Source organism: Sodalis sp. (in: enterobacteria) (assembly GCF_047607725.1).
In the GTDB taxonomy this organism is placed as follows: Bacteria; Pseudomonadota; Gammaproteobacteria; order Enterobacterales; family Enterobacteriaceae; genus JBLKSS01.
The window spans coordinates 1-11589 of record NZ_JBLKSS010000052.1; the positions used below are offsets into that span (position 1 = coordinate 1).

7 protein-coding genes and 5 pseudogenes are annotated in these 11589 nt (G+C 55.5%); 6 read left to right on the forward strand and 6 right to left on the reverse strand.

Going from position 1 to position 11589, the window contains the following annotated elements; genetic code table 11:
- Positions 1-107 (forward strand): transposase domain-containing protein (locus ACMX3H_RS05655; protein WP_415210122.1); only part of this gene is annotated, 107 nt, incomplete at its 5' end.
- Positions 108-145: 38 nt separating this feature from the next.
- Positions 146-439 (forward strand): annotated as a pseudogene (locus ACMX3H_RS05660) (YniB family protein); the annotation flags it as partial.
- Here ACMX3H_RS05660 and ACMX3H_RS05665 read toward each other — a convergent pair.
- A pseudogene (locus tag ACMX3H_RS05665) lies at positions 436-1306 on the reverse strand (fructosamine kinase family protein). The pseudogenes ACMX3H_RS05660 and ACMX3H_RS05665 sit on opposite strands and share 4 nt — an antisense overlap.
- A 1361-nt stretch (positions 1307-2667) precedes the next feature.
- Here ACMX3H_RS05665 and ACMX3H_RS05670 point away from each other — a divergent pair.
- Positions 2668-2916 (forward strand): hypothetical protein, encoded by a 249-nt coding sequence (locus ACMX3H_RS05670; RefSeq protein ID WP_415210116.1) that lies wholly within the window; start codon positions 2668-2670, stop codon positions 2914-2916.
- A gap of 241 nt (positions 2917-3157) precedes the next feature.
- Here ACMX3H_RS05670 and ACMX3H_RS05675 read toward each other — a convergent pair.
- Positions 3158-3996, reverse strand: a pseudogene (locus ACMX3H_RS05675) (helix-turn-helix transcriptional regulator).
- Between the two features lie 105 nt (positions 3997-4101).
- Between ACMX3H_RS05675 and ACMX3H_RS05680 the strand changes: the two are divergent.
- A pseudogene (locus ACMX3H_RS05680) lies at positions 4102-4269 on the forward strand (NAD(P)H-binding protein); the annotation flags it as partial.
- A gap of 419 nt (positions 4270-4688) precedes the next feature.
- Here ACMX3H_RS05680 and mscS read toward each other — a convergent pair.
- The 3 genes from mscS to pgk all read right to left on the reverse strand — a co-directional run bounded on the left by mscS (position 4689) and on the right by pgk (position 8372).
- Positions 4689-5657, reverse strand: coding sequence for a small-conductance mechanosensitive channel MscS (gene mscS, locus ACMX3H_RS05685; RefSeq protein ID WP_415210117.1), 969 nt, complete (start codon positions 5655-5657; stop codon positions 4689-4691).
- A 361-nt stretch (positions 5658-6018) separates the two neighbouring features.
- Positions 6019-7095 carry a class II fructose-bisphosphate aldolase gene (fbaA, locus tag ACMX3H_RS05690; protein ID WP_415210118.1) on the reverse strand — a complete coding sequence of 359 codons (1077 nt, stop codon included), beginning with the start codon at positions 7093-7095 and terminating at the stop codon, positions 6019-6021.
- A gap of 113 nt (positions 7096-7208) precedes the next feature.
- Positions 7209-8372: a phosphoglycerate kinase gene (pgk, locus tag ACMX3H_RS05695; RefSeq protein ID WP_415210119.1), complete on the reverse strand. Its 1164-nt coding sequence runs from the start codon at positions 8370-8372 to the stop codon at positions 7209-7211.
- 775 nt (positions 8373-9147) lie between these two features.
- On the opposite strand from pgk, the gene fliB reads away from it, so the two are divergent.
- Together fliB and ACMX3H_RS05705 are read left to right on the forward strand one after the other, a co-directional pair.
- A complete protein-coding gene (gene fliB / locus ACMX3H_RS05700; RefSeq protein ID WP_415210120.1) occupies positions 9148-9732 on the forward strand; it encodes a flagellin lysine-N-methylase in 585 nt (194 codons plus the stop codon).
- Between the two features lie 8 nt (positions 9733-9740).
- On the forward strand, positions 9741-10385 hold the full coding sequence (locus ACMX3H_RS05705; RefSeq protein ID WP_415210121.1) for a hypothetical protein: 645 nt from the start codon (positions 9741-9743) through the stop codon (positions 10383-10385).
- 174 nt (positions 10386-10559) lie between these two features.
- Here the strand turns inward: ACMX3H_RS05705 and speB are convergent.
- A pseudogene (gene speB, locus ACMX3H_RS05710) lies at positions 10560-11402 on the reverse strand (agmatinase); the annotation flags it as partial.
- Positions 11403-11589 lie beyond the last annotated feature (187 nt).

An 11589-nucleotide genomic window follows, 5' to 3' on the forward strand; every position in this document is an offset into this window, starting at 1 on the left:
TGGAGCCGGAAGCGTATCTGCGCCATGTGCTGGCGATTATCGCGGATCATCCCATCAACAAAATCAAAGAGCTCCTGCCGTGGAACCTCACCATCCCTGCTGAATAACTGTCAATACGGCGCTGGGCGTACGCTTACGTCTTTTTGCCAGCCCGAATTTGCTGTTTTGGCTTATTTATATTTTGGTGTTCGTCGGACTGGCGCTGCAGGCGTCGGGCGCACGTATGTCGCGGCAGGTGAAGCACGTGCGCGAAGGCGTGGAAGATCAAATGGTGCTGGAACAGGCGCGCGGCGACAGCGGCATTAGCCGCGCCCAGCTGGAACAGCGTATTGTCATGCCGCGCCATACCATTTTGCTGCAATTTTTCCCGCTGTATATCCTGCCGGTGATTATTGTGGTGGCGGGGTATTTCGCCTTCAAACTACTGGGGATGCTCTAATCGCCGGCACCGGCGGCGAGCACGCTGTCGAGCGCGGCAGCCGCCGCCGGAACACGCTCTCCCCCAAATAAAATGGCGTCTTTTAACCGGTAATAAAGTTGATAGACCGGCTGGCGGCGCACGAAATCTTTGTCCAGCGGCCAGACGCTCTGGTAGCCGTCATAGATTTGCGGCGGCATTTGGCTAAACAGCGGTAACGTGGCCAAATCACATTCACGATCGCCCCAGTAGCTGGCGGGATCGAAAAGAAAACCGCCTTGGTCGCTGTTGGCGCAATTATCCGGCCAAAGGTCGCCGTGCTGGAGGGACGGTTGCAGCTGGTGATCGTGCAGCCGCTGTTCGACCCTATCAATAAGCGTATCAATATCGCCAAACACCAGCCACTTTTCCGCCGCCAACTGCAATTGCCAGCCGATGCGCTGCTCGGCGAAAAAGCGCGCCCAGCGGCGCTGTCAGGCGTTCGGCTGCGGCAGGGTGGAAAGATCGTTGTCAAAATCCAATCCGAATTGCGGCTGTTCGCTCCATTGGTGCAAACGGGCCAGCTGTTGCCCGAAGCGCCAGGCGCCGTGGGCGTCAAAAGGGCGTGGCGGCAGGTACTCCAACAGCAGGAAGCTACTCTCCCGCGCGCTGTCGACGCCGTAGACCTGAGGCACGCGCACGGTCTTGCTGCGCGCCAAAAGCGGGCTGGTCCGCTTCATCGGCAAACTTCTGCAGCAGTTCATGACCGTCGCTTTTGACAAAAATGTGATGAGCGCCGTAATGGAGATACCAGGCGGTATGCAGTTCGCCGCCGGGTAATTCACACCGTTCCGAAATTTCATGCTCGTCCAGGGTTTCTGCCAGCAGAGTGCTTATGGCGTGCCACATTGTCATTTCCCCCTAAAGTCGCCGTGCCGTTTAAGGTTTGGATCGCTGTGATGACAACTGTCTGACTGCCGTGCTCAGATTGGCGCCGTACACATGATATCAGCGCAGGTGGGTTAGCGCGGACGCAATCTGGAAAAGCAGAAATGATGCGGGCAGGCGTCGCCCGGCGTGCCGCCGATCATAAGCGGAACATAGGAATGAGTGTTATTGTAAAATTGTTCAATGTCAACTGTTTATTGTTCTGCGGGATGCGCGCTCGCCCTTGTGGCCAGCAGGCGCTTTATGCGCTTTTACACCGTCAGGTGGTCGCGTAACCATGCGGCTTGCGCGGGCCGTCATCGTCGTTGCAGAGAGGCGGGGCACGGACGTCCTGGCATCGCTGGGAAGAGGCGGTGTCGCTTTAGCCCAGCGGATTACCGTTTGCCGCCACCCGCTTATGCCGTTGTGCATCTGCCCCGGGCATGCCTCAAAAATGTGCAAAACCGGCGCAAGTGACATTTTTTTACTTTTTTGCGGCAGAAATAAAATCATCAGCGCAATCAAGGCTCAAAAGCATGAGCCAGGTAAAATCATGAAATAGCAAGGTGTTATAGTCTTATTTTAACGATTGAAAACGGTGCGCATCGGTAAAATAAAGATTTTTTTGGTGAAGAAAAGATGACATCTGCCGTTCTCGACACCAAAAATGTGATGCATGTTAGAAATAACCATCGAAATAAGACGCAAATGGGGATCTAGACCCTATTCTTTGAAGTGAAATAGGTGTAAGATTATTCTTAAAGATGCAAACCTAGTGTGAGGTAATTATGGAAGACTTCTACAAATGGACGCTGCAAAGTATCATACTGAATTAGTATGGCATTCTGGGTTGCGGTCATCAGCGCAATGCTCTGATTCCCTCGCCGGCCAGTAACCAATTTCATACAAAAACCCGTTTCGGCGGGTTTGTTATTTTAGGCATACGACAAAATATTTTTACTTGACATGCAAATTAATTTTAAACCCTCTTATCTAACTTCCCGCTGGACCCCGGCTCGCACCACAAGCCAGACGCTGTCTAACGCTAAAAGCCCCGTCCAGCCCGGCGTTGGCGCGAAGGTGTATCGGCGTGCTTGGTCGCTCTGCCTGCCAGGCGTCACGGCGCCGATAATGCGTAAATAGGATCCTAGACGCCCCCCGTCCCCGTGACAGGCTAACAGGTATTACCAGTGCATGGTGGTATGGTGCTCTCCTCTTCAGCTTGCTCTGGACGGCTGGACCTGTCGTGAGTCGTCTCGCCAGGCGACGCCACGCGTCCGTGCCGCCTTTATGGCGCGTGAACGAAAGGGAGATCTTCTATACAAGGAAAGCAGAAAAGGGTCATGCCGCTGCACTGGCTGGTAAAATTGGCCGCCATGACCTCGTACGATATCCAGGCTTCACCCCTCGCTCGACCCTCGTTTGATTCTCCACTGGCACCGCATGCGCAGCATCAACCGTTTTTCTCTTCGCCAACCCGGGGGCAGACGGCGGTGGGCGCCGTCGTCGAGCGATCGACGATGCCGCACGAATTCCCCCGTGTTGTTTTGCGGTGCGTGACGCTGGACGGGCGGGACGCCCTACCGTCCTAGGTGCCGTTACAGCGGCTGGCGAATCAGGCGGTCGGCCAGTGTCTGCGCGCGGTGTCGGGGGATAATTGCGCATCGCGTTGGCGCACTCGGCGTCTTCCGACCGCCCGATCGGGACAGGCTGGCACCAGCCAGCGACGCCCGACGGCATGCGGCCGACAGCGGCGTGAGGGCCGGTGGCGTCCTGCCTGCCATGGGCGTCGTGTCGGCAGGGCGTCGGATGAGCTGTTCGCGCTACCCGCCGTTACGCCGGCAGGGCGGTGTGTGATGCATCGGCGATAAAGGCCGCGATGCGCTGCCGGTCGGTTTCCGACACGGGAATATAGACAATCAAGCTCAGGTCCGGCCTGGCGTCCACGGCAAAGGGCGAAAATTCCAGGGTAATGGCCCCCAATTGCGGATGGCGCAAGTGTTTAACGCCATTACCGTCCGTCCGCACGTCCTCATCGCGCCACATCGAGGCAAATTCAGGACTGGCCTGACTCAGCTCCGCCACCAGACGCTCTACCTCGGCGTCCGCGCCGGCTCGGGCCGCGTCTCGGCGAAAAGAGGCCACGACCAGCCGGGCCACGGATTGCCAATCCCCCTGTACCGCGCGCATGCGCGGCTCGCAAAACATCAGACGCAGAAAATATTGCGCTCGGTGGGCGCAAGCTGGCTGTAATCGGTGAACACCGCGGCGGCGCGATTCCAGGCGATAACGTCCCAGGGGGCGGTCCGCACGATGGCCGGGGTATCGGTAAAGACATCCAGTACGCGCTGCAAACGCGGCGTGATGGCATCGCAGGCGCTGTAGCGCACCTCGGGCAGACGGCCGAGGCCGAGTAAAAACAGATGCTCGCGCTCGGCTTCCGTCAACATCAGCGCTTGCGCTAACCGATCCAGCACCGCCACGAACGGTCTTCCGCCGCGCCCCTGCTCCAGCCAGGTGTACCAGGTTGCGCTGATATGGGCGAGCTGCGCGACTTCTTCGCGTCGCAGCCCTTGGGTACGCCGGCGGCCGCCATCATAACCGAAGGCGCCGGGATCGAGTTTGGTGCGCCGTTGGCGTAGATAGGCGCCGCACATTGCCCTGGGGCGCATGGAAGCTCCCTATTAGTGACTTTATACCCGTATAAAGTGACTACTTTAACAGGATATCGCGGCTGGCTACAATGCCTGCTCGACAGAGATAGCGGGAGATAACCCATGAAAGTATTTGTGACAGGCGCCACCGGCTGGGTAGGCTCGGCGATCGTGGCAGAATTGATCCATTCAGGGCATCAGGTGACCGGGCTGGTGTGCTCTAGCGATAAAGCGGCGGCGCTGACGGCCAGCGGTGCCGTAGCGCTGCACGGCACGCTTGACGATCTTGACCTGCTACGCTGCGCCGCATCAGAGGCTGATGCGGTCGTCCATACCGCATTTAATCACGATTTTTCCGTAAGTGCCCCGTGGAGGACGTCTTGAATTATTGGTGGGTTTGTTGTATGAGACAGTAAACCTACGTTGCACGCTTATGCTCATTATATTGATTTTAATAACTTTTATTTCCATCCCGGTTTGAGTGATATGAAATTAGTGGTTCTGAAGTTTGTGATAGTGTCCATTAAAATTTAAGTGGACACTATCATCGCCGGATTATCCATGATCTGACAGCCGTCCCTTATAGGATGCGGGTTCACTAGGCATCGTAGTGGAACATATTCTTACCGGGCCGTACAACAAACCCACCAATAATTCAAGACGTCTTCCACGGGGCGCTTACACCGCGCGCATCATACCGTCAACCCGGTTCAGGCCGGCTTACCGGTATCGGCGTCCGGCTGCGATTGCACCTGCTGGCTCTCTTCGGCAGCACGGGAGACGTCCGAAGAGGTCGCGGTATTGGCGGTTTGCTGCTCCTGCTCAGGCTGTGGCTTCGGCGTACGGTACAAATGCACATCCATCTGCGGATACGGGATGCCGATATTGTGCGCATCCAGCGCCACCTTGGCTTTCTCTAGCAGGTCGAAGGTGGCGTTTTGCTGATCGCTGCGCGGCACCCAGGTCCGCACCATGAAATCCAGCGAGGACGGGCCCAGCGCGTTTAACCGCACGGTCAGCCCCATGTCTTGGATCACCCGGCTATCGGCGACCAGGATATCGGTGATTATCTTCTTCACGACATCAATATCAGCATCATAGCTGACGCTGATGATGGTATCGATTAACCGATTCGGCTCTTGAGAGAAGTTGGTGATATTGCCGGACAGGATCTTGCTGTTGGGCACCACCACAATCTTGCCATCGTAGGTTTTCAGCGTGGTGGAGAAAATCTGCACCACCAACACCGTGCCCGAAGTGCCGGCAAAATCCACATAGTCGCCAGCGTGGAAATGGCGGAAGGTGACCAACAGCATCCCTGCTGCAAAGTTGGACAAGGAGCCTTGCAGGGCAAGACCGATGGCCAAACCGGCGGCGCCGATGACGGCAATCACCGAGGTGGTCTGCACGCCTATACGGTTCAGGCCGGCGATAAGGGTGAAGATCACAATACCGTAGCGCAAAATCGCCGAGACAAAATCGGCCACCGTGGCGTCAATGTGCCGCGCCTTCATCATCCGATTCAGGGTACGGGAGATAATCCGCGAGACCAGCAGACCGATAAATAGGATAATAATGGCGGCAACGATATTCACCGCGTAATGAATCAGCAATTCTTGATTATTGACCAGCCAGTTACCGGCATGATTGATTTTATCTACAACGTCTATATCTTCCATATAGTTTCCCGCTCTGGTGTATAACAAAGGTCCGTCGGCCCGGGGCCGATGACAAGACAGTATTAAGCCTATACCGCAACGCCTCATCACGCCAACGGAATTAGCCAAGTCGGCAAAAAAATACCAGATGATTCATGAGGTTAATCAGTCCAGAGATCGTCTTAAGCGCCACAGTGGCGCTGTCGTGGCTCGCTTAAGCGGGGTGTTGCCAAGCCCAGCCACGGACGTAAAATAACCACGCCATCCAGAGGAGAGACGACTTTCCGGTGGATTGCACGGTTGATATCCGCCGCACCCGCGCCACGGCGGGAAGCAGACAAGCGGCACGCCGCGCTGCGCGCGGGGGTGCCCCGCCGGACGATTAGAGTACGTCGATGGCGTTCAGTTCTTTAAAGGCCAGCTCCAGGCGCGTTGCCATGGATGCCTGACCGGCGCGGATCCATACGCGCGGATCGTAGAACTTCTTGTTGGGTTTATCGGCGCCTTCGGGGTTGCCCAGCTGGGCCTGCAGATAACCTTCGTTTTTCTGATAATATTTCAGAATACCTTCCCACGTTGCCCACTGGGTATCGGTATCAATGTTCATCTTGACCACGCCGTAGCTGACGGCTTCCTTGATTTCTTCCGGTGTAGAGCCCGAGCCGCCATGGAAGACCAGGTTCAAAGATTTGGCCGGTAGACCAAATTTTTCTGAAACGTATTTCTGAGAGTTATCAAGGATTTTTGGCGTCAGCTGCACGTTGCCAGGCTTGTACACGCCGTGAACATTACCGAAAGCGGCCGCAATGGTGAAACGCGGGCTGATGGCATGCAGTTTTTCATAGGAATAGGCGACGTCTTCCGGCTGGGTGTAGAGCGCGGAGTTATCCAGATGGCTATTGTCGACGCCGTCTTCTTCGCCGCCGGTGCAGCCCAGCTCGATTTCCAGCGTCATATCCAGTTTCGCCATACGCGTCAGATATTTCGCGCTGATTTCAATGTTCTCTTCCAGCGACTCTTCAGACAGGTCGATCATGTGGGAGGAGAAGAGCGGCTTGCCGGTGGAGGCATAATGCTTCTCGCCAGCGTCCAGCAGCCCGTCAAGCCACGGCAGCAGCTTCTTGGCGCAATGGTCGGTATGCAGAATAACGGGGATACCGTAATGCTCAGCTATATGATGCACGTGCAGCGCGCCGGACACCGCGCCCAGCACCGCAGCGGTCTGGCCTTCGGCTTTCAAGCCTTTGCCGGCAATAAAGGCGGCGCAGCCGTTGGAGAACTGCACGATAATCGGCGCACGCACTTTTGCGGCCGCTTCCAGCGCGGCATTAATGGAATCGGTGCCTACACAGTTGACGGCGGGCAGAGCAAAGTTGTTTTCTTTCGCGACAGCGAACACTTTCTGAACGTCATCACCGGTGATGACACCTGGTTTCACAAAATCGAAAATCTTAGACATATTACTTTGTCCTGTTTTGTAGGCCATTAATAAAGGTAACTTATCGCCGCGGCCCGAGCCTGTGAACCAGCCGCGGCGGCGACGAACGTCGAAAGCGTCCGCCCGCTTAATATTTACTGTTTCGCGCGTTCTTCCAGCATGACCACCGCGGGAAGTTTTTTGCCCTCGACGAATTCAAGGAAAGCGCCGCCACCAGTGGAAATATAGGATATTTGATCGACAATGCCAAACAGGTCAATAGCCGCCAGCGTATTACCGCCGCCGGCGATAGAGAACGCCTCGCTGTCGGCGATGGCGCGCGCCACCACCTCGGTGCCTTTACGGAAATTGGCAAACTCAAACACGCCGACCGGGCCATTCCACAGAATGGTTTTGGCGTTTTTCAGAATTTCCGCCAGACGGGCGGCGGAGACGTCACCCAGATCGAGGATCTGTTCATTGTCCTGAATATCGCTGGCGGATTTCAAGGTAGCGGTCGCGGTTTCGGAAAACTCGGTGGCGACGCGGACATCGGTCGGCACGGGAATATCACTGTTTTCCAGCAGACGTTTGGCTTCCGGAATCAGATCGGCCTCGTAAAGCGATTTGCCGACATTATGTCCCTGGGCCGCCACGAAGGTATTGGCAATGCCGCCGCCGACGATAAGCTGATCGGCGATTTTCGACAACGAGTCCAGTACGGTCAGCTTGGTGGAGACTTTTGAGCCGCCAACAATGGCCACCATCGGCCGGGCCGGGTTATCCAGCGCCTTGCCCAGCGCCTCAAGTTCATTAGACAGCAGCGGACCGGCGCACGCGACGGGGGCAAATTTGCCTACACCGTGAGTGGAAGCCTGGGCGCGATGAGCGGTACCGAAAGCATCCATGACGAACACGTCGCCCAGCGCGGCGTATTTTTTCGCCAGCGCTTCGTCATCTTTCTTTTCGCCCTTGTTAAAGCGCACATTTTCCAGCACCACCAGTTCCCCTTCGGCGATATCCACGCCATCGAGGTAATCTTTGGCCAGACGGACCGGCGAGGACAATTTGTCTTTCAGATAATCCACCACCGGCTGCAAAGAAAACTCGGCGTTGTATTCCCCTTCGGTCGGACGGCCGAGATGGGAGGTCACCATGACGCGTGCGCACTGTTTCAGTGCGGCTTCGATAGTGGGTAGAGAGGCGCGGATGCGCGCATCGGAAGTCACTTTCCCGTCTTTAACCGGCACATTCAGATCGGAACGGATGAAAACACGTTTACCAGCCAGATCCAGATCGGTCATCTTAATTACAGCCATGGTGAACCCTCTTGTTTGATGCTTGCTAAATTGCCTGAGCGGCGGGGAAAGGCTTCCTCACACCGGACCAGTAGTCGCTCGCGGCTCCGTCCATCCAACGTCTATGGGCCAGGCCTGAATCTATGACACATCAGGCGATGAAACGTTGCCCCACGGCCGCTCACCCCGGCTGGCGGCGCGCAAAGTATGCCAGCCTGACTAATAATTCTCTGTTATCAACTATATCACGAAATAACGCCCGTGCCCGCTTTTGCCATCCGCTCGGGGGGTGAGACCGCACGCAACATCACTTGCCGGGGTCACGCCCGCCGCGATCGCCACGCTGCTGACTGAATCGCTTCATCTAGAATAATCAAATCTGCTCGCGGCAGGCATAATTTTGTGATGCAGATCTTTTTAATGACCCAAAATTATCGCGCCCGGGTCATGACAATTGCGACGATACCGTCTACTGGCCGACAGCCTGTTATCCGCTCKGCGATACGTTAGCCATCACGACCGGGAGACGAAGGTACTGGGGTGCCGAGGGCTGGGGTGCCGGGGCGCCAAGATGCGGGGCACCGAGATACCGAGGTGCTGGAGTACCCGTGCCGGGATGCTGTAGTGCTGTTGGTGCCGGGGCCGGTAAGCCTGAACGCCCGGCCAAAACGCTGCCGGATGAGGCGTCTGCCGGCGGTCGTAAAACGGCGTGCTTTTGCCGCGGTCTTATGGCGATTGCCGGGCGGTCTCAGCTGATAACGTGCCCCCTACTTTCCCTAATGCCAGAGTCTAATGCATGAAACTGCATCGTGAGATCACGCCTGTTTTTTATAAAAATTTCAAATGCCGAGGCGAGCAATGCCTCTCCCACTGCTGCCGCGGGTGGGTGATTCATATAGATAAAAAAACCTACAAGACCTATAAGGCTGCTCATCAAATCGAAATAAAAAATATTACCGAAAAATATCTGATTCCTCATAGCTCAGAACAGGATACTCACCGCTACGCCTATATCGCGCTGAAAGAGGATGGCAATTGCCCTTTTCTCAATCAGAAAAAACTGTGCAACATCTACCTGACGCTGGGTCCGAATGCATTGAGTCGCACGTGCCAAACCTATCGGCACATTGAAGCGTCCATCCACAGTTATCGCCAGCATTCATTAAGTTTGTCGTGTCCGGAAGCGGTACGCCTGGTGTTGTTTCATCCCGATGCATTAAAATATGAGGAAAAAACCAGCGTAAAACGCACTAAAATCACCGAGTCCGTCGGCAGCGCTCGGCGAGAAGACGTTACCCAGGAGCAGCAGATTATTCAGTTATTCTGCCGTCATCTGATTATGGTGCACAGCCCCTTTATCGAAGACAACCTGTATGCCTAGTACAGTTTATGATCTTCTTACAATCGCTGAATTATCGGGTGGAGGAGAATTACCCGCGGGTGGAAAGTCTGTTTACCTCGCTCGTCAAGGAGTTGACCGACGGCCAGATTTATCAAAAAAGAAAAGCTATCACCACACCGACCAGACACCACTTCAAATTCTCTTTGCTTTTGGTGATGCTGCGTTTTTTCACAACGACGGGACGATCGCGTCAACACTTACTCTCCTCGATTGGCGATACCATGCAATTTTTTGGTCTGCAAGACGAAACGTTGCAAGCGAATATGCTCGAGAATTGGCAAATATTGGATGACGAATGGAGAAAAATGCTTCATGACAGTTGCCTGGCCCCGCCGCACGTCCTTAAGAACTATTTCTTGTATCAGTTCCATCACACGACATTCGGCTTAAAGGATCTTACCCATAGCTTAAGATATTTATATTACTATTTTATCGATTTTTTCTACCTGAAAACCCTGCTATCGGTACAGTCGGTCCGTGGCCGCGCCGTATCGGAAGAAGCGGTTCAGTTAACCTTTAGTCATTACGCCCCCGTGACGATGCACTCCACCCATTTCCGGCCCCAGCTTGATGCGCTCATCGATAAACTGAATTATGGCGACGACCTGTCGTGCCTGCTGTTATTGAACTAGATCTTACCCGCGGGCAAACGGCGCGGCCGCCCGCGGCACGGACGAAAGCAGACAGACCAAGTCGTTTGCCACGGTGGGCGCAGAAGCGGAAGTCACGCACGTCCCGCGTCTGGTGCCCCCTCGGAGCGTGCTGGCATTATCCCAGTGGTCATCCAGCACACCGCCTTCCCCGTCCCGCTTGGCGCCCTGGATGTAAAGCATTTCCAGCGCCAGCGTGGCGGCAGCCAGCGCGGTGATCTGCGCCTGGTCATAGGCCGGTGCAACTTCGACGATGTCCATGCCGACGATATTAAGGGGTTGCAGCCCGCGCACCAGCTTCAGTGCCCGATCGCTGGTCAGGCCGCCGATAACCGGCGTACCGGTACTGGGGGCCGCAGAGGGATCCAGACAATCGATATCGAAAGTGAGATAGACCGGCAGGTCGCCCACAATCTGCTTCACCTGCGCCAAAATATCGTCAACGCTACGGTCGTTAACCTGCCCCGCGTCGAGCACGGTGAAACCGTTATCGCGCTCGAATTCGGTACGGATACCTATCTACACCGAATGGGCGGGATCGATTAACCCTTCGTTCGGGGCATGATAAAACACGGTGCCGTGATCGAATTTGCTGCCGTTGGCGTAGGTATCGGTATGGGCGTCGAAATGCACCAGCGCCATTTTGCCAAAGTGTTTGGCGTAGGTGCGCAATAACGGCAGCGTGACAAAGTGATCGCCGCCAAACGACAGCATCCGCTTGCCGGCCGCCAGAAGCCGCTCGGCGTGGTCCTGCAGTTTGTCGCAAAAATCCTGCGCGTCGCCGAATTCATACACCAGGTCGCCGCAGTCCACCACCTTCAGGCGCTTACGCACGTCGAAATCCCACGGCCAGCGGCAACCTTCCCAAGCCAGGTTGGTGGAAACCTGGCGAATCGCGGCGGGCCCGTGCCGGCTGCCGGCACGCCCCGAGGTCGCCATGTCGAAGGGAATACCGGTGATCACCCAGTCTGCGTCCATGTGATACGGATTGAATTCCAGGTAAGCGCCCCGTGGAGGACGTCTTGAATTATTGCTGGGTTTGTTGTACGAGACAGTAAACCTACGTTACACGCTTATGCTCATTGCATTTTCACATTGTATTGATTTTAATAACTTTTATTTCCATCCCGGTTTGAGTGATATGAAATTAGTGGTTCTGAAGTTTGTGATAGTGTCCATTAAAATT